Genomic DNA, 18,658 nt, shown 5'->3' on the forward strand with positions numbered 1-18,658 from the left:
AATCCAGGCCGGTATCTCTCGTAAGCCCCGATTGCGGCATCAGGACCCTAGAGAGCGGCTTTCGTACTGCTTGTACGCCCCGCACCGGCTGTCTTCGACACGGCGACGTTGCGGCCATTGGACCGGATCGCCGTGCCGGAGGGCCTGTACACAGTCGTCGTCGATCCGGTTTCCGACGGCTTGTAAATCGCCGGCCGACCGCACGCGTGCGGTGCCCCTTTGTTGGTGATGCCGCGGCGAGGAACGCGACCACTCCTGCCGTCATCGCCCCCACCACCAGCCAGATGCGCCGATCGAGGCGGACCCGCGAGAGCCAGGCGAGAAGAAGCATCGTGAAAGGCAGCTCCGCGACCAAGACAGGCTGCACCAGAGCCAGGCCCCCCCATGGACAGCGCCACTGCCCCCTTCCTGCTTGATCTGGCATCCACGTCACGCGGGAGCGCTGCGGCAAAACGAGAATGCAAACAACCCAGACCAGCCGTTGAGCCGACACCTCCGTCTCCGTAGTGACCGGGGTGGTTGCCGGCGGATCACCAACGCAGCTATTTACCGCGCCGATGGTTTTCTCCGGGGAAATCGCGGTAGGGGCAAATATGCATGTCGGGGGGAGGATTATTCATGACGGAATCAAGAGAACACGGCCCCTACAGCGGACCCGCAGGCGCCGAAGGGCAGCGGACCGGCAGCACCCGCAGCGAGCTGGACACCGACGAACGCGAGTTCTCGTTCTGGCAGGACAGGACTCGGGTATTCCTGCAGCCGATCGCGGCGCCGTCGATCCTCGGCTACTTCGCCTTCGCGACGGCGACGATGATGGTCGGCGCGTGGATGGCCCGCTGGTACGGGACCATCCTCACTCCGGTCATACTGTTTCCCTTCCTACTGACCGCTGGGCTGGCGCAGCTCATGGCGGCCACGTGGTCCTACCGCGCTCGGGACGGTCTGGCCACTGCGGTCCACGGGATGTGGGGGGCGTTCTGGTTCGCCTTCGGCCTCATGTTCATGCTGGTGGCCCTGGGAGCCTTCCCCATCGCGCTGGCGCCGAGGATCGGTGTCGCCAATCCGTCGTTCGCGTTCTGGTTCATCGCACTGTGCTTGATCACAGGGCTTTGCGCACTGGCCGCGACGGCTCGAAACCTGGGCCTGGCGGTGCTGCTCATCCTGCTGGCCGTCGGGTCAGGATTCGCCGCCGCCGGCTTCTTCTCCGGAGCGTCGTGGCTGGTGATCATCGCGGGCTGGCTCTTCGTGGCGTCCGCCGCCGCCGCGCTGTACGTGGCCGGCGCCATGCTGCTCGAGGGAAGCTTCGGGCGAACCATCCTGCCGCTGGGCCACTACACAGCAGCGGCCAACGTCCCAGGCCGGAAGGTCACCCGGCCACTGGAATACAAGTACGGCCAACCAGGGGTGAAGATCGGCCAGTGAACACGACCGGGATCCAGACTCCGCCTGCCGGACCTGAAAGTCTCCGGCAGGCTCAGTCTGGCGATTGGGGGGCTGGCGCGCTGGACGCCGTCACGGACAAGACGTGCACCGCAACGCTGACCGGAGACCGCGTTTAGCTATGCTTGACCGATACGTCCGGTTTGAGCAAATTTGTCCAGCAGGAGTCCCCCGTGCCTCATGTGGCCGAGTTCTGCAGATCCCTGGCACGTCGCTCCATCCGCGCCTACCACATCGCGTGCGCGCGCGACGACACAGCGAGCCGCAACGTTGTCGTACCCGACGGTGTGTGGGCGTGCTCCGGCTGCGACGCAGTGCTCTTCAGAGCCGAGGCCCTGTCAGAACACCTGTGTTTGGGCCGCACCACCATCTGAACACGGACGGCCCTCATGATCGCCAGGCACTCCGACGCCTGGCGGCATCGAGCGGTGGCGGGGGCCTTCCGGCAGCCCTGCGACAGGTGCAGGTCCCAACTCGCCATCACCTTCGAGAGCCGCCTGTTCCCGACCCCTCGATAGACCTTCTCCACCGTCCGGCTGCGGACCAAGGCCTGATCGAAGCCGCGAGGAGCGGGCCGGCCGCCAGGCGCGGTACTACTCCACGCGGGAGTGCTGCCCGGTGCGGGCGCGCAAGGCTTGCGCGAACCACGTGAACACCGGCATCAGGCTGGGCGGGACGGGCCATCCGTTGATGACGGCCAGCAGGTGCCAGTAGCGTTCCGCGCGGGGGTCGCCGGCGATCTCCAGACGTGTCAGCAGCCAGTGGCGCAAGTCGGCGTCGTCGGCGCGGCTGAAGGTTTGCGCGTAGCGGGCGGTGAGGGCGTCGATGATGGGTGCGGCCTCGGCTGAGGCTGCAGCGATGCCGGCATCGAGCGCGCGGCCGACACTGTCCCGAACGGTCTCGGTGAGGTCGTGGTGCAAGCCGGTGAGGTCGCCTTGGGCGCGCTCGGCCGCCTGGTACTCCGCCATGCGGCGCACGGCCGCGCGAAAGTCGGGATCCTGGGTGAGCTCGGCGAGTTCCACCCAGGCGTCGACCTGCTCGGGTTCGGGGTCGTCCGGCAGTTCGGGCATGGCCGAGCGCATCATGTCGACGAAGTCGGCGTTGGCGTCGAGTCCACCGAACGTGTCGTCGATGAAGTCGGTGATCAGGCGTCGGCGTTCGTCGTCGGAAAGCTTGGCGAGCTTGTGCATGAGGTCCATCTCCTCGGGGCTGGAGCCGCGTTTGGCCACCGCGCGCAACACAGCGCGCCGCAGTCGCAGAGTGCGGATCTGCACCTCCAGGGCATCGGCGTGTGCGGCCGCGACCTCGGGCACCGAGACCTCCCGATCCAGCACCTGCCGGATGACGGCAAGGTCGAGGCCCAGGTCACGCAGGGTGCGCACTAGGTCCAGACGTGTGAGCGCGCCGATGTCGTAGAGCCGGTAGCCAGCCGGGCTGCGGTCTGTCGGCGGCACGATCCCGGTGTCGGAGTAGAACCGGATGGTCTTGACCGTCAGCCCGGTCCGCCGGGCCAGGTCACCGATCGTGAAGAGCGTGTCGCCGTCCATGCCCGCACTCTCGCGCCTCCCCCTACGGGAGACTCAACCTCAGTCTCCCCGCTGGGTCGCCAATCCACAGGTCTTGACAATCACTCGAGGCCCCGGGAACCCGCGCCGTGAGGTGTTCTTCGCCAAGGTCCGAGAGTGCTTGGTTGTGCCGCGGTCGATCTAAATCATTTGCAGCACCATCGGCGCCGCGAGTCCGACCACACCGGTGTTCCACATCATCGAGGCCGAGGAGAACTAGCGGAGCGGAGCGGATGTCGCCCCGCGTTCCGCGGCGGCGTGTCCGGCGACGTTCACCGCTCCCAGCATGATGTTCTCGGCCGCGCGGACGGCCTCCGCCCGGCTCAGACGACCGGCGGTCGCCTCGCGGGCCAGCGCCTCGGCTGCGCCGACGACGCCGAGCATCAGCGCCTTCCCCTCGCTTTTCGGCATCGGCACGAAACGCTCCACGGCGCGTAGGTAGAGCCCGGCGTAGCGCTCCCGCCCCTCCGCCAACAACTCCTCGGTACCGGCGATCGAGGAGAGCGCCGCGGTCACCGCGCCGAACTCCTTGCCGATGTGCAGTACGCAGTCGATGTACGCCTCGGCCAGGATTCGCACGGTCTCCTCCAGCGAACGCACCCGCGCGCGCAGTGCCGTGGTCGCCGCTTCGGTCTGCTGGTCGTCGATGCGCCGGTAGAGCGCGGTCAGCAGTCCCGCCCGCGTCTCGAAGTGCTCGTAGGCGACCGGCTTCGTGACGCCGGCCGCCTCGGCTACCCGGGCGAGTGTCAGCGCGTCCGCACCCTCGGCCCGGACGATCATCATCGCCGAGTCGAGCAGTTGCAGGCGTCGCTCCTCGCGTGACAGCCGACGTCCGGCCACATGGTCCTCCGCCCACCGCCGACAACTTACGGAAAGTAGCCTACGTTGTCCGATCACCGATCTCCCCCTGCCCTTCGTCGGGCAGGGTCGCTCCCATAGCGGCGGACACCGACCACTCCCCCCTGCCGCAGGTCGCCTCGAGCCCGGCCTTGACAAGCAACCTACCAATGGTAACTTACTAAGCGTAAGTTACTTCGGCCGCCCACCTCGGCGCACGCTCCCGGCGTTCCGGTAGCCCGGCGCATGGAGCGGCCGGTGCATGCCGCGCCCCCCACCCCGGCCGGCGGCATGCCTTCTCCTTCCCTCCTCTGGAGAACAGATGACGCATCGCATACTTGTCGTCGGCGGCTACGGGCTCGTCGGCGGATGGCTCGTCCGTCACCTGCGTACGGCAGGGCACGACATCGACGCGGTGATCGGCGGGCGGCGGCCCGCCGAGGCCGCCGCACTGGCTCGCGATTGGGGAGCAAGCGTCGTGAAGTTCGACGTCGGCGACGCCGAGAGCGGGCTGGCCGCGGCAGGGCCGGTCGACCTGGTCGTCTCCGTGGTGCAGGACCCGGACGACGATCTGCTGAGGGCGGCGCTGCGGGCTGGATCCGCGCACCTCGGGATCGTGCGCAAGGCGGACAACGTCGGCCACACCATGATCGCCGCAGCTGACCTGGCCCAGCGCCCAGCCCTGATCATGGGCCACTGGCAGGCGGGGGTCACGACATTCGCCACACTGGCCGCCGCGCAGGGATTCGGCCGGATCGAGCGCATCGAACTGGCCGCCCTGTTCGACCGCGCCGACCCCACCGGGCAGATGACCACCGACGACAGCGAGGCCTTCTTCAACCGCGCCCTCCTCCGCCGCGGCGGACGGTGGGAGACCGTCGAACCGGCGGACAACATCCGCACCGTCGATCGGGGCGGCCCGCCGGCGTTCGACGCCCAACCCATGGGCGTCCTCGACGTTCCGGCGCTGGCGGCGGTTACCGGTGCGCCGAACGTCCGCTTCGACCTGGGGCTCGGCGACTCCTACGGCACACTCGCCGGCGGGACGCCGTCCCACGAGATCTACGCAGACCTGTGGGGCCGGGACGAGGACGACGCGCCGGCGGCGCTGCGCACGGTGGTCAGCGACCCGCTGGGGCAGGCCCATCTGACCGCCCTCGGAGCACTCAACGGCATCGAGCGCATCCTCGGCCTCGACGGCGCGCCGCCCCCGGAGGCCGGTGTGGTCCTCCCCGAGACGGCGATCGACCCGGTGCGCGCGTTGGAACGCCTGCGCGCGTTCGGCGTCGGCATCACCACCGTTCCCCTCCCGGTCGGCGCGGGCTGATCACACCGCGTCCGCGGAGCCGGCGTGCCCTTTCGGGTCGGGCCGGGTAGCCGGTACCGCATCACTCCACGTCTCTTGCGGACAGTTCGAAGGCGCCCGTGTCGATCCCGCGAGCCAGGATACGCCGCGGACGGGGTGATCACCGATGCGATCAACAAGCGGCTCCGGGCGCGGGCCGTCGCCGAAGAATAATCCCTCGCGACGGCGCCGTCTGGATGTCACCATGCGGATCATGAGCACCCGGCTGCGCGCGATCGCACGAGACACGGTCGCTGCCGTCCAACACGGTGGTTACACGTCGCCAGGTGGCCAGTGGGTGTATCTCGCGGACGACGTGGCGCATGCTGTGGCGAGCACTCGGCTCTACCTTCCCGAGGAGGACCTCGGCACGGCCCAGGGTGATGCGGAGGCCGAGCATGACATGCCGAATCTTCGCATCGAGGTCACGAATGAGTCCACCTTGGAGGCGGCCCGAGCCATGGCGGGCGACGGCACCGATCTGGCCTGCCTTGTCTTCGCCTCGGCGAAGAACCCCGGCGGCGGGTTCCTCACCGGTGCCCAGGCACAAGAGGAGAGCCTGGCCAGGGCATCGGCGTTGTACGCCTGCCTCACCGCTGTCCCGCAGTTTTACGCCTACCACCGCGCCCAAGGTGACTTGCGTTACAGCGATCGGGTCATCTACTCGCCCGGTGTGCCGGTCTTCCGCGACGATAAGGGCCGCATGCTCGACGAGCCGTATCGCGTGGCCTTCCTGACCGCGGCCGCACCCAACGCAGGGGTCATCGCGCGCAACCAGCCACATTTGGCGGGCAGCATACCGGCCGCACTGTGGGAAAGGACCGTTCGTGTGCTCGATGTGGCGGAAGCCCATGGCCACCGCCGACTGGTACTCGGAGCGTGGGGGTGCGGGGTGTTCGGCAACGATCCCAGACTGATTGCCGACACGTTCGCCCGGGCGCTGGCCACGCGCAACCGCTTCGACTACGTTCGCTTCGCCGTACTGGACCGACAGCCTGGCACGCCGACCTACACCGCATTCGCCCACGTTTTTCCAACAAGGAGAGCGCAGTCTCCTGGTAACGAAACGGCGCTGCTACTCGACCCGACATAGGGAAGATCAGAACGGAGACAGGGCGAAGGGCGCAGCCGTCCCAGAGTGCTGGGGGCCAGCCGCATCGTCTGTCATCTCCGACCGGGTTCCTCGAGCCCTGTCGTTCTGTCCCGACCGGTGATGCGTTCAAGGGATCTCGATCAGCCCGCACCCTCTGCGGCATGACAGTGCGTTCGCCCGTGAGAGTGTTGCTGTCATGGCAGCTGGAGTGACGCCGGGCCGCGAGGTTGTACTCGAGACGGGTCGCCTGCTGCTCAGACCTTGGCGGGTAGCCGAGGCTGTCGTGTTGCGTGAGCTGTGGGCCGAACGTGATCCACGAGTGCCTCCACACCGCCGAATCGACGCGGATGGACACCCCACGGTCGCAGAGCTCGAGGATTCGATCCGCACCAACCAGCCATCGTCGATCGGGTTGCTGGCGGTCGAGCGGAAGGCCGCGCACGACGTCATCGGCTACTGCGGGCTGATCGACGCCGGACGAGGATCGGAAGGGGCACCGGAACTGGCGTTCGAACTCCTACGCCGAGTCTGGCGTCAGGGATACGCGACCGAGGCCTCGTTGGCGGTTCTGGACTGGGCGAGATCGTCCGGGCACGAACGTCTGTGGGCCACGGTCTGGGAGTGGAACACCGCTTCTCGCCGTGTGCTGGCCAAGGTCGGGTTCACCGAGACCGAGCGGAAGGAAGTGGACGCGGTCTACGGAACCACCCTGTTCACCACGAGACGGCTCTGACACACCCGATGTTCGGCCTGAGGCGTCGGATGTCCTTCCGCGTAGGGAACGACGCCCGCTCGGCGGCAGATCCGGACGTCGGGCGGAGGCACCGCGATGACGGTGCCCTGACCGTACGGATCCTGGTCAGCTAGTTGGTCCCAGAGTTGATCAGCGCTGTCAACGCGGGCAACTCGACATCGGCGGCGGCGATCAGTGCGTCGACGGGCCGCTGCGCAGTACCGGTGTGTCGCTGAGCAACAGCGAGGAGTTCCGGGATGGGCTCGGGTACGCGATGAATTCCATCGACGGTCTCCAATGGCCCAACCCCGTTCGCCAGCAGCCAAAGGTAGTCACCCAAGTCTCGGGCGATGACCTGCAGCTCGCCCTCCGAGCCGAGAAACACGATGGGGTGTGTTTCGATTGCGGCGCTCGGATCCAGAAGGCAGCCAACCCGCCGGAACCGTCTTGTCCGAAGACCCGAAACGGTGGGGCGCCAGCGGTCGGGTCGCCGGTCCAGTGACGCCACCACTCGGCGGTCTCGCCGGACCACATGAACATGTCGTACGGCTGGAAGTCGTGGCCGTCGTGGTCCTCGAAGAACCTCAACGCGTGTGCCTCCTCGACCACGGCCGGCAACGTTCGGTCTTCCTCGTTCACCCGGTAATCCTAGGCAGACGGGCACGGCTGCCCCGCCGGGTAGACCTCGCCAACGATCGCGCGGCCAACAGGTCTTCGCACATCCGCTCATCGCCAGAAGAGGAAGTGTCGCCAACCTCGCCGTGATCATGTAAAGCATCAGGCGGGGTCGAAGCGTCAAGCATCAACCGAGGCCCGACACGAACGTCCGTCGCCTGTTCGTCGCCTGTCCCGCTTGGTTGATTCCTGACACTGCGGCCGCGGTTGATGGTTGACATGACCAACCCGGAGTCGTGCCGGGTATGCGACTTGTGGCATGAGAGTGCATGCATCCGCCGCGCTCTCCACATGTCGATCGCAGCGTACGCCCACGTCGTTGGACGGCGGTGCGTGCAGGGGTGCGGTTCCGTACGGCCGAAAACCGTTTGCCTCGCACGGTGGGCTCAGGGGAACGTGGTGTCCATGACGTTCTGACGGACACAGCACCTGCTACTTCGAGATCCCACGGCGCTGACCCGTGCCGTAATGCCGTCCGCCCATACCCTTCTCAGTGAAGAGTGCGTCTTGTCTCAGCAACACTCCCGGCAGGAGTTCCCGCTGCCGTCCGCCCCTGTCACGGGTTCGGCCACAGTCACCGTGTTCGCCTCCCCCACAAGCTGGATCGAGTCCGGCGCACTCGCGCAGTGCCACCAGGTGGCCGCCCTCGACGGCATGATGCACGTCGCTGCCATGCCGGACCTGCACCCCGGCAAGGGCGCCCCCATCGGCGCCGCCATGGCGTCGACCGTGTTGTATCCGTTTCTGGTGGGCTCCGACATCGGTTGCGGCATCGCCGTGTTTCCCATCAAGCTCAAGCGCGCCGTACCGGCGAAGCTCGCCGCCCGGTTCCCCGACCTCGACCGCGCGCTGGACCCTGAGCAGGACGCCGACGACCCGGCCTGGGCCGTTGTGAAGGGCGATATTCCCACCGGTCACCTCGAGGGCCTCGGGACGGTCGGCCGTGGCAACCACTTCGTAGAGTTGGCGCGGATCGAGACCGTCTTGGAGCCCGGCCACGCGAGCCGTCTCGGGCTCGCCACCGACGACCTCGTTCTCATCGTCCACAGCGGTTCCCGAGGACTGGGCGAGCGGATCCTGCGGGCGCACACCGAGGTCCACGGTGCGGGGCCCGCCCCTGATCCCGCCGCCTACCTGGCGATGCATGACGACGCCGTACGCTGGGGATCGCTCAACAGGCGGCTGATGGCCGCCCGGGTAGCCCATGCCCTGGGCGCCGAGCCCACCGAGCCGATCGTCGACCAGTGCCACAACCTGGTCGAGATCCGCGACGAGGTCTACCTGCACCGCAAGGGGGCGGCGCCGGGTGACGGCCGCGACGTGCTCATCGCCGGCACGCGAGGCACCCATTCCTACCTCGTGGCCGCCCACGCCGGGCCGGACGCCAACCATTCGGTGGCGCACGGCGCGGGCCGCAAGATGTCGCGTGCGGACGCCCTGCGCCGGGGCCGGGCCAAGCACACGGTCGAGGAGCTGCGCCGCACGCCGGTGGGGTCGCTGGTGGTGTGCGGCGACCGCCAGCTGCTCTTCGAGGAGGCACCAACGGCCTACAAGCGCATCGAGCAGGTGATCGCCGACCTCGTCGACCATGACCTGGCTACGCCCGTGGCCACCACGGTCCCCCTCGTCACCTACAAGACGCCCGACCTTGGGTCCACGCCCCGACGGGACCACCGGGACCGCCGCCGCAAGGGAGGCCGTCCGTGAGCGTCCACCTGCTCCTGTCGGCCGGGCGTGGTCCGCAGGAGTGTGCCTGGGCGCTGGCCCGGCTGCTGCGACGGCTGGAAGCCGACGCCACCCGGCAGAATCTGCAGACCCGGCGGGCCCAGACCGTTCCCGGTGACCGGCCCGGCACCTACCGATCGGTCCTGGTCCAGATCGCAGGAGCCGGCGCCGAGATATTCGCTGCCTCGTGGACCGGAACTCTGTGCTGGCAGGCCCCCAGCCCCTACCGGGCCAACACCGGCCGAAAGAACTGGTACGTCATCGCCCAACAGTGCCAGGTCGACACCCCGCGCACGACGTTCGCGGAAGCAGATGTCGACATCGTCGCCTGCCGCACCGGCGGCCCCGGCGGTCAACATCGAAACAAGGCCAGCACGGCGGTACGGGCGACTCACCGGCCCTCGGGGATCGTCGTCGTGGTCGACACCGAGCGGCAGTTCAGCCTCAACCGCCGCATCGCCATGCAGCTGCTACGACAGCGCATCGAGCAGAGCGACGTGGCGACGGGGCGCGCCGTCACCACCGCCCGCTGGCGCATCCACGATGAGCTCGTACGCGGCCACCCCACCCGCATCGAACGGCCGGAAATGTCGCAGCAGGACCCGGCCCCGCAGAAGCAGACACCCCGTCGACGGCAGCAGTCCACCCCATCACGCTCACCGCGGTAGGAGAAACGCACCTGACAACATGAGGGTCGCCAGGGCAAGCAGCGCGCGCAGTGAGAACCTGCCCGCGAGCGGATCCTGAGCCTGCTCGCCGGCCTGGTCGCCGCGTTCTGCGGCTTCCTCGTCAGCGTCGGACTGGTGTCGTGATACTTGGGTCACCACGGCGTCACGGGTGCCCGCGTCTCCGCGGAGCACTTCCCCGCCGCCGGCCATCTCGCGTCCTGGGGCCAAGTTCGCCCGAATCGACAACAACTCCGCCGGGAAGAAGAAAGGCGGATCGACCGGTCCGCGAACAGTTCACCGGTGACCAGCGGCCTGACCAGCGCGGATGATTATTCGGCACCCGCAGGGTTCGTGACGCGCATGTCCGTATCGAGTTGGCCGCGGCACCGGGCCGCTTTCGGAAATGACCTGGACGACCAAAACGCAGGGAGGGCGGGCCCGTTGTGCGCCCGCCCTCCCCGACCGTCAGGGGGTAGCTCGCTACCCCTGCGGAAGCGCGATCTTCCAGACGCTGCGGCCGAAGGTCGCCGCGTAGAGCGTCTTGCCGTCACCGGTGATCTTGATGTCGAGCACCGGCGTGTTGGGCAGGCCGTCGCCGACCCGCTTCCAGTTCTTCTTACCGTTCTTGTCGTAGAAGACCCCGAAGTCGGTCGCCGCGTAGAGCTGGTCCTTCGGCTGGTCGTAGGCGAGCATCTCGACCGGCGCGTTCGGCAGCTTTCCGCTGATGTTCTTCCAGTTCGCTCCGCCGTCGGTCGTCTCCCAGACGTTCGCCGCGTAGTCGCCCTCCCGGTAGCCCGAGTAGGCCACGTACACATGGTCGGCGTCGGCCGGGTCGACCACGATCGAGTTCACCCACCGGACGGGCAGGCCCTTGCCGGTGAACTCGGTCCAGTTGGCGCCGAGGTCGGTCGTCTTCCAGAGCCGGCCGGTGTCGGTGCCGACGTAGATCGTGTTGCCGTCGGTCTTCGCCACACCGACCGTGGTGATCGTGGAGTAGAGGCCGCCGTAGGAACCCTTGTCGTCCTGCTCCGGCGGAACCGGGCCGGTCAGGTAGTCCCCGGGCGGGCTGATCTGCGTCCAGGTCGTTCCCCGGTCAGTCGACCGGTCGAGAACGTTGCCGCCGAAGTACACGATCGAGGGGTCGCTCGGGTCGAGGACGACCGGGGCGTCCGTCGTGATCCGCGAGGAGTGCCGCGTTCCGAACCGGATGTTGCGGGTGGTGCCGTTCGCATCCTCGTGCCGGGTGCAGTTTCCGACCTGGGAGCACTCGTAGTAGATGTTGTGGTCGCTCGGGTCGATCACGACGAAGTGGCCGTCACCGCCGCCGTAGGAGTTCCACTGCGTCAGGTCCGAAGGCCCGGCGGCGGCGGTCCAGGTACGGTTGCTGCCGTTGTCCTGCAGGCCGGACGCGAGCCGGCTCGGATCGTCCATGGCCACCGCGAGGTGGTACGACTGGTTGAACGGCTCGTACGTCGCGTGGATCCACGAGCGGGTCGCGCCGTTGGCGTCGGAGCGGTAGACGCCGCCGTCGTTCCCGAGGTAGGCCCGGTCGGGGACGTTGGGGTCCCACTGCACGATGTGCTGGTCGGCGTGCGGTCCGCTGGAGGTGGCCCACGTTGCGCCGCCGTCCTTGGACTCGCGCAGGTTCACGTCGGCGTTGAACAGGTGGTTCTTGTCCTTCGGGTCGACGAACAGGCGCCCGAACCACCACTCGAAGCCGCTCGAGCCGCCCGCACGACCGCTGGGCACGAACGAGTCGCCGCCGTCGTCGGAGACGTAGAAGCCCTTGTCGGGACCGTACGTGTTGCCGGCGATCACGTAGACCCGGTTCGGGTCGTTCGGCGCGACCGCGACTCCGATGCGGCCGAGGCTCGGGTCGCTCGTCAGGCCGGTGCCCGACGCGTCCGAGACATGCCTGCCGGTCACGTTCTCCAGCCGCTTCCACGTGTCTCCGCCGTCGTCGGACCGGTACAGACCGGAGCCGACGCCGCCGTAGAGGCGTGCGCCGCTGTTGCGCTGGTGGTCCCACAGCGACGCGAAGATCCGCTTGGGGTTCGCCGGGTCGATCGCCAGGTCGACGCCGCCGGTGGTGGCGTTCGGTGTCGGCAGGACGAGCTTCCAGTCCTTGCCGCCGTTCGTCAGCCGGTAGATGCCGCGCTCACTCGCCGACCCGGACAGGTTCCCCGCGGCCGCGACGAAGACCGTCTGCGGGTCCGTGGGGTCGACGACGATCCTGCCGATCGCCGAGCTCCCGGTGAGACCCCACTGCTGCCAGTGCTTGCCGCCGTCGGTCGACTTGTAGACACCGTCGCCGAAATAGGTCAGGCCGCCGCCGGACGGGTTCGCCTCGCCGGTGCCGGCCCACAACGTGCCGTCGGCGCCCAGCGCCACCGCGCCCACCGTCTGCGTGTTGTCGCCCGGCCAGGCCGGCTCGAAGGTGTTGCCGGCGTCCGTGCTCTTCCAGACGCCGCCGCCGGAGGCCGCGACGTACAACGTGTCGGTGTGGGCGGGGTCGACGGCCAGGTCGGTGACCCGGCCTCCGATGTTCGAGGGGCCGACAAGGTCCCAGGTGCCGTCGCCGGGCTTGAGCGCCTTGGCCTGCTGGACCGATTGCTTGATCTGCGCGGCCGTCACCTCCTGGCCGGAGGTGAACTTCTGCGTGAGGTATTTCGCCGGCTCGGCGGGACCGCCGTCCTCCTCCTCGCCGGGAAGCTGCAGAGAGGCGCTCGTCTGGCTTCCCGCGGACAGGGCCGCCTGACCCGAGAACGCGGGCCCCTGGAATGTCAAGGCCGACACGGCGAATGCGAGAAGGCCTGCCGTACCGATCGCGGGCAGGGCATGCCTCATCCGGCCCTTACGTCTCTTGAACATTCCGTCTCCCAATAACCCGTCCACAGTTGGACATCTGGGGCAAAAGGTAAAGAGATCGGAAGTAAGGAGTCAATAGACGTTTGTCGAAGGTTAACTACTTCCGGGACGTTGCGGGCGTGATCTCCGTGCCCGTTCGATGCCGTACCGCGCGTCGGCGTCGTACGGGGGCCGGCCCGTGCACCGCCTCCAGCAGCGCGCGTACCCGTTGGCGAAGCCGTCAGGGTCTCGTGCGACAAATGTAGGAAGCCACGGGCCGGCGTTCGTCTCCTACGACAACGTGTACTTGACCCGGACCTTTCCTTCGCACAGCTGGATCACCTGAATGGCCACGTCGTGAGGTCCAGACAGGTGCGCTTCGGCCTCCGAGCCTTCTTCCTGGTCCTTGCGCTCGATCTTGTACCCGGCCTTGGCGAGCACGTCCGCGGCCTCGTCGCGAACACTGTCGAGGTTGGTGGGATCCGCGTCCTTCGCGAGGAAGAACAGTTCGGTCTTGCCGAAGGGCCCCTTGGACATGTACAACTGCCCGCCGGACGGCATCGGCAGGTCCGCGGGCGGCTGCCGGTCCGGCGTGCCGGTCAGGTCGCCGGCCTGCGAGCAGGGGATGCCGTTGCCCGCCGCCGCAGGGCTCGCCGCCGCCGAAGTCGCGCTCACGGGGCTTGCCTGAGCAGTGCCGTTCGAAGTCTCCCCGCAAGCGGCGAGCGATGCCACGGCGGCGACGGCGACGCTCGCCGCAGCGATCAGTCGTGTGATGTTCATGAAATGGTCCCTCGGGAGGTGAGATAAGGTCCTGCGCATGATCGGGCAGGAATCCCTCAAAACGGGCGGACGCGCCCGTGGGCGGCGACGCTATCAGGTTCGCCGGCGTGGCCACAGGCCACGGATGGTGCCGATGTGGCTCGCCGCGCTCATCGTGTTGATCTCCGCCTGCTCGGGCGGCGGGTCGCAGGGGGCCGCCGCCGACGACCTACTGGTGGTGGTCAGCGCGCCGGTGTCCACAGAGCCGTGGATCGACGCCTTCATCGAACGAGGGGCGCGGCTCGCGATCGACGAGCTCAACGCGCACGGCGGGGTCACCACCTCGTCCGGATCGCGCCGGGTCAGGCTGACTGTGCTCGACAACGCCGGGTCGCCGGCCAAGGCCGCGGCGAACGCCCGCAAGGCGGTCGACGACCACGCGGCCGTTCTGCTCACTGACGGGACCGGCGCGGCCTCCGTCGCGCCGATCACCGACGCCGCGCACCTGCCGGTCTTCATCTGCTTCGAAGGCGGCGAGGCGCTGATCGACCCGTCCCGCTGGCCGAGCCTTTTCCGCATGGCGCCGGCCAACAAGCCGATGGCGCGCCGCCTCGCCGACTACATCGCGAACAGCCGCCCCAAGGTCGGCGTGATCAGTGACGACTCGACGTACGGGGAACAGGGCCGGGAGGCGCTGCTACAGGCCTTCAAGATCGACGAGGTCGAGGTGGTGGCGGATCAGAAGGCGCCGGCGCGCTCCCCCGACCTGACGACGCAGGTGCTGGCCGCGCGGCAGGCGGGCGCCGACAAGCTCGTGGTGTGGGCGAGCGCGAGCGACGTGATCGCGGCCATCCAGGCCGTCAACGCGCTGGGCTGGAAGGTGCCCGTCTACACCGGGCCCACCGGTGAGGACCCGCTGGTCCGCCGGCGCCTCGCCGAGCATCCGGAATGGCTCGACCAGGTCACCTTCGTCTCATTCCGGATGACCAGCGAGGTCGGGCCGGGGCCGTTCGAGCAGTTCCGCGCAGGCTACGAGGCGAAGATGGGCGTCGATCTGGTCGGTGTCCGCCAGGACGGCAAGCAGGTCGTGCAGCCGCCGGACTGGCCGATGTTCTCCTACGACGCGGTTCACCTGGTCGCCGCATCGCTCAGCGAGAGCGGCGCGCCGGGCGAGCCGCTCATGGAGGCCCTGAACAAGATCAGCATCACCGGCGCCAACGGCGACTACCGCGGCTACGCGGCCGACCAGCACGAGGGGGTGAACCCCAGCGACATGTACTTCGCCCGGTTCCACGGCTTCGTCTTCGAACCCGTCGGCGACGACCCGCTCTCCGACACCATCCCCTCGGTGAACCAGTTGCAGGACTGACGCCCGTCACCACGGGGACGCATATCAGGGCCTCCGGGAAAGCGGGAGCGGCTCACTTCAGGGGGTTGCCGTCGCCGAAGTACATCCGGCCGATCCGCGGGTCGGCCGCCACCGCCGCGGTGGACCCGCTGAGGATCACGTGACCTTCCTGCAGCACGACGAGCCGATCGGCGAGCCGCAAAGCCAGCTGAAGGTGTTGCTCGATGAGCAGAACGGCTGTGCCCGCGGCCCGGATGGCGGCGATGTCCTCGGCGAGCGCGGCGATCGACGCAGGAGCCAGACCAGCCGACGGTTCGTCGAGGACCAGCAGCGAGGGGTCCGACATGAGGCCGCGGCCGATGACGAGCATCTGCTGCTCTCCGCCGGACAGGCTGCCGGCGCGCTGCGCGCGCCGCTCCGCCAGACGCGGAAAGGTCCGGTAGACGGCCTCTCGGCGCTGGGCGACGACGTTCTTCCTGCGGCCGTCGAGATAGGCGCCGAGGGTCAGGTTCTCCTCGACGGTGAGACTGGGGAAGACGCGTCTGCCGTCGGGCACGTGACTCAGTCCCCCCTGGACGATCCGCCGTGGGTCAGCCCGGGTGATGTCCCGGCCGTCGAACATCACCTCGCCCGAGCTCGGCCGATGCAGGCCCGACACCGCACGGGCGACGGTCGACTTACCCGCGCCGTTGCCGCCGAGCAACGCGACGATCTCGCCGCGCTCGATGTGAAAGGACACGTCGTCCAGCACCGGTACAGCGCCGTGGCGGGCGCACAGTCCGCGAACGTCGAGCAGCGCCACGCGGTCTCCTCTCAGCACGTCAGGCGCGGGTGGACGACGGATCCGCATCGCCGAGGTAGATCCGGCGTACGGCGGGATCGGCGGCCGTCGACTCGGGGGTTCCGCTCGCCAGCACCCGGCCGCGATCCAGGACGGTGATCCTGTCGGCGACGCCGTACACCAGCGCCAGGTCATGTTCGACCAGCAGGACGGCCACGCCGCCTGCCGCGAGGCGACGCAGGACACGGGCCAGGGCGGCTCGTTCCGGCCCGGTCATGCCGACGGCCGGTTCGTCGAGCAGGAGCACGCGCGCCCCGGTCGCGACGGCCCGGGCCACCTGCAGGAGACGCTGTTCGCCGGCGCCGAGCGCGCCCGGGCGGTCGAACGCGCGCTGGGCGAGTTCCGTCACATGCAGCGCCCTCCATACCTCGCGGTCGGCAGTGGCGGCGTGGTCCTGCATCGACGCACTTCCGAAAAGGTGCCGGACGGCGGCGAACGGCACCGGTGTTCCTCCGCGCACCCCGAGCAGCACCTGACTGTGAGGACAGAGCCGCTCCAGACCGACGGTGCGCTGGAACGTCCGGGTCACTCCCCTCCTGACCATCTCGAACTGGCCGGCCCCGGTGACGTCGGTCTCCTCCAGCAGAATCCGGCCGCCCTTGGGACGCAGAGCACCTGCGAGGGCGCGTAAGGCCGTCGTCTTGCCGCTGCCGTTGGGGCCGATGAGCGCGTGGACCTCTCCGGCTCGCACCTCCAAGTCCACTCCCGTGAGGATGTCCGTCTCCCCGATACCGACATCCAGCCCCTGGGCGACCAACATCACCCCCTCCCGGGACGCGGTGGGGGTGGCGGATTCCCCGGAATGTTCCACTGGTTCACGCGGGCGCTCCGTCCGCTCGGGCCACCGGGACGCCAGCCGTTCGATCGGCTCGCGGAGGAACGGAACCGCGACCAGCGCCAAGGCGGTGAGCACGCCACCGGATGCCTCGGCCGGCAGACCTACCGCGCCGGCGAGCGCGTCGCCCAGCGGTGGAATCACGGCGATCACGAGCAGGCCGAGCACCGGCCCCCACAGCCGTGCCGTACCCCCGATCAGCGCCGCCACGAACAACTGGAGGGACAGCAATGGCGAGACGTCGGATGGGGCCGCTACCCCGAGCAGCACGGTGATGCCCGCGCCGGACACCGCCGCGATGGCCGCGGTCGTGGCGAAGAGAGCAGCCCTGCGACGAAGCACCGGCACCCCGAGGGACGTGGCCAGCGCGGGAGTCTCGCGAAGGGCCGCCCAGTCCAGGCCGGCCGGCCCGCGGGTCAGCCGGGCCACGGCGGCCAGTGACAACAGGCACAGCGTTCCCGCCACGGCGACGTGCACCCACGGGGTGAGAGTGACGGTCACGCCGAAGAACGGTGAGTTCAGGCGGGCCGGTGTCGGGCGAACCAGCCCTTGGCTCCCACCGGACACCGCAGGAAACGCATGGAGCAACTCGTACACGAGCCAGGCGAACGCCCATGTCGACAACGCGACCGCCGCGCCGCGCAGACGAGCCGTGAGCAGGCCGACCAGGTAGCCGGCGCACGCCGCGATCGCGGCGGCGGCGAGCACGGCCGCTGCGAGCGGCAATCCGGCGCGTTCCAGATGCACGACACCGAAACCGCCCACGGCCAGGAACGCGCCTTGGCACAGGACGGGTTGCCCTCCGTACGAGACGGACAGCGCGAGCCCCAGCACCGCGATCAACAGGTACAGATGGTGTGCCAGCTCGACTGTCATTCCAGGTCCTCACGCAGCGGCGATCGCAGGCCCCGCCGTCCGAGTGCGAGCACGATCAGCAGGATGGCCAGCGGTACCACGTCGGCGTAGTGGGGGCCGAGAACGCTCGATGCGACGACGAACGACTCGATCACGCCGAGCGCCAGCCCTCCGGCCAGCGCGCCACGCACCGATCCCAGGCCGCCCACCAGCGCGGCCGCCATCGCCTTGAGACCGAGGACGACGCCGTCGTCGACACCGAGCGAACGGTCTGGGGAGATCAGAAGCCCCGCCAGACCCGCCAGCGCGCCGGCCACCACGAAAGCGACGAGCACCAGCCGCCGCACCGGGAGCCCGAGCAGCGCGGCGGCGGTGGGGTCCTCACTGACCGCCTTCATCGCCGTGCCGACCGGGGTGAGCACGAGCAGCCGCTCGACCAGGATCCCCACGGCCAACCCGATCCCTATGACCCCGAGAGTGCGCACCGCCACCGTCCCTCCCCCGGGCAGTTGCAGCACCCCTGAAGGCGTCAGGCTGCCAAGGCGCAACGGATCCGGGACCGCGTACGCGTCCTGCGTGAGCACCAGCCCGAGAACCTCCCGGATCAGCAGGCCGGCGGCCAGGCCACCCGCCACCCAGCCCAAGACGTCCCCGCGGGTGGACCGGTGCCCGACTCCCGGCAGGAAGGGCCGTACGGCGACGAGGTAGACGCACGCCGACAGTGCCGCTCCCGCGGCGACGATCAGCACCGCCAGCCCGATGGAGTGCACCACGTCCAGGGACGCCGCCACCGGCGTGGACCCGAGCACCACCAGCACACCGATGAACACGCCGCCGACCACGAGATCGCCGTGCGCGAAGGAGATCACGCCGGTGAGCCGGTAGACGAGGCTGAACCCCATCGCGATCAAGCCGTAGGCCGTACCCAGGGCCAACCCGCTCAGGAACGCCTGCAGGGCCACCCCTCCGCTCACCGAGCGCCATCCTCAGTGATCGGCAAGCCAGATGAGTGATAGCAGGAGATGGCGACGCACCCTTCGTCAGTCTTTTGGAGGGGGATCCTATAGCCCGGTGACCGGTGCTCTAGGAACC

15 protein-coding genes are annotated in these 18,658 nt (G+C 68.8%); 7 read left to right on the forward strand and 8 right to left on the reverse strand.

Annotated features, from left to right (window positions below; genetic code table 11):
- Positions 1 to 618: 618 nt before the first annotated feature.
- Complete coding sequence (locus Pph01_RS05515; RefSeq protein WP_204071821.1) at positions 619 to 1,422, forward strand: acetate uptake transporter family protein; 804 nt, start codon at positions 619 to 621, stop codon at positions 1,420 to 1,422.
- A gap of 611 nt (positions 1,423 to 2,033) precedes the next feature.
- Here the strand turns inward: Pph01_RS05515 and Pph01_RS05520 are convergent.
- Positions 2,034 to 2,987, reverse strand: a complete 954-nt coding sequence (locus Pph01_RS05520; protein WP_204071822.1) for a MerR family transcriptional regulator — start codon at positions 2,985 to 2,987, stop codon at positions 2,034 to 2,036.
- A 234-nt stretch (positions 2,988 to 3,221) separates the two neighbouring features.
- Entirely contained in the window at positions 3,222 to 3,845 is a 624-nt protein-coding gene (locus Pph01_RS05525; protein WP_204071823.1) for a TetR/AcrR family transcriptional regulator, read from the reverse strand.
- A gap of 319 nt (positions 3,846 to 4,164) precedes the next feature.
- Here Pph01_RS05525 and Pph01_RS05530 point away from each other — a divergent pair, with 319 nt between their 5' ends.
- From Pph01_RS05530 to Pph01_RS05540, 3 genes are all read left to right on the forward strand, one after another.
- The gene (locus Pph01_RS05530) at positions 4,165 to 5,169 is read left to right on the forward strand and encodes an NmrA family NAD(P)-binding protein (protein ID WP_204071824.1); all 1,005 of its coding nucleotides are present in this window, start codon (positions 4,165 to 4,167) and stop codon (positions 5,167 to 5,169) included.
- A 232-nt stretch (positions 5,170 to 5,401) separates the two neighbouring features.
- Positions 5,402 to 6,280 (forward strand): TIGR02452 family protein, encoded by an 879-nt coding sequence (locus Pph01_RS05535; protein WP_204071825.1) that lies wholly within the window; start codon positions 5,402 to 5,404, stop codon positions 6,278 to 6,280.
- Between the two features lie 196 nt (positions 6,281 to 6,476).
- Positions 6,477 to 7,013, forward strand: coding sequence for a GNAT family N-acetyltransferase (locus Pph01_RS05540; RefSeq protein WP_204071826.1), 537 nt, complete (start codon positions 6,477 to 6,479; stop codon positions 7,011 to 7,013).
- Between the two features lie 130 nt (positions 7,014 to 7,143).
- Here the strand turns inward: Pph01_RS05540 and Pph01_RS05545 are convergent, their stop codons facing one another.
- The gene (locus Pph01_RS05545; RefSeq protein ID WP_204071827.1) at positions 7,144 to 7,398 is read right to left on the reverse strand and encodes a hypothetical protein; all 255 of its coding nucleotides are present in this window, start codon (positions 7,396 to 7,398) and stop codon (positions 7,144 to 7,146) included.
- Positions 7,399 to 8,195: 797 nt separating this feature from the next.
- Between Pph01_RS05545 and Pph01_RS05550 the strand changes: the two genes are divergently transcribed.
- Together Pph01_RS05550 and prfH are read left to right on the forward strand one after the other, a co-directional pair.
- A complete protein-coding gene (locus tag Pph01_RS05550) occupies positions 8,196 to 9,395 on the forward strand; it encodes an RNA ligase RtcB family protein (protein ID WP_204071828.1) in 1,200 nt (399 codons plus the stop codon).
- Positions 9,392 to 10,081, forward strand: coding sequence for a peptide chain release factor H (gene prfH / locus Pph01_RS05555; RefSeq protein ID WP_204071829.1), 690 nt, complete (start codon positions 9,392 to 9,394; stop codon positions 10,079 to 10,081). The genes Pph01_RS05550 and prfH overlap by 4 nt, the downstream gene beginning before the upstream one ends.
- Before the next feature lie 480 nt (positions 10,082 to 10,561).
- On the opposite strand, the gene Pph01_RS05560 is transcribed toward prfH, so the two are convergent.
- Together Pph01_RS05560 and Pph01_RS05565 are read right to left on the reverse strand one after the other, a co-directional pair.
- On the reverse strand, positions 10,562 to 12,952 hold the full coding sequence (locus Pph01_RS05560; RefSeq protein WP_204071830.1) for a beta propeller repeat protein: 2,391 nt from the start codon (positions 12,950 to 12,952) through the stop codon (positions 10,562 to 10,564).
- A 267-nt stretch (positions 12,953 to 13,219) separates the two neighbouring features.
- Positions 13,220 to 13,708 (reverse strand): hypothetical protein, encoded by a 489-nt coding sequence (locus tag Pph01_RS05565; RefSeq protein WP_204071831.1) that lies wholly within the window; start codon positions 13,706 to 13,708, stop codon positions 13,220 to 13,222.
- 133 nt (positions 13,709 to 13,841) lie between these two features.
- On the opposite strand from Pph01_RS05565, the gene Pph01_RS05570 reads away from it, so the two are divergent.
- Positions 13,842 to 15,056, forward strand: a complete 1,215-nt coding sequence (locus Pph01_RS05570; protein ID WP_204071832.1) for an ABC transporter substrate-binding protein — start codon at positions 13,842 to 13,844, stop codon at positions 15,054 to 15,056.
- A 52-nt stretch (positions 15,057 to 15,108) separates the two neighbouring features.
- On the opposite strand, the gene Pph01_RS05575 is transcribed toward Pph01_RS05570, so the two are convergent.
- From Pph01_RS05575 to Pph01_RS05585, 3 genes are read right to left on the reverse strand one after another with little or no spacing between them, the layout of a single operon-like run.
- Positions 15,109 to 15,837, reverse strand: a complete 729-nt coding sequence (locus tag Pph01_RS05575; protein ID WP_239116444.1) for an ABC transporter ATP-binding protein — start codon at positions 15,835 to 15,837, stop codon at positions 15,109 to 15,111.
- A 19-nt stretch (positions 15,838 to 15,856) separates the two neighbouring features.
- Positions 15,857 to 17,587: a branched-chain amino acid ABC transporter ATP-binding protein/permease gene (locus Pph01_RS05580; protein WP_204071833.1), complete on the reverse strand. Its 1,731-nt coding sequence runs from the start codon at positions 17,585 to 17,587 to the stop codon at positions 15,857 to 15,859.
- On the reverse strand, positions 17,584 to 18,540 hold the full coding sequence (locus Pph01_RS05585) for a branched-chain amino acid ABC transporter permease (RefSeq protein ID WP_204071834.1): 957 nt from the start codon (positions 18,538 to 18,540) through the stop codon (positions 17,584 to 17,586). The genes Pph01_RS05580 and Pph01_RS05585 overlap by 4 nt, the downstream gene beginning before the upstream one ends.
- Positions 18,541 to 18,658 lie beyond the last annotated feature (118 nt).

Origin of the sequence: Planotetraspora phitsanulokensis (assembly GCF_016863295.1) — a bacterium.
GTDB classification, from domain to species: domain Bacteria; phylum Actinomycetota; class Actinomycetes; order Streptosporangiales; family Streptosporangiaceae; genus Planotetraspora; species Planotetraspora phitsanulokensis.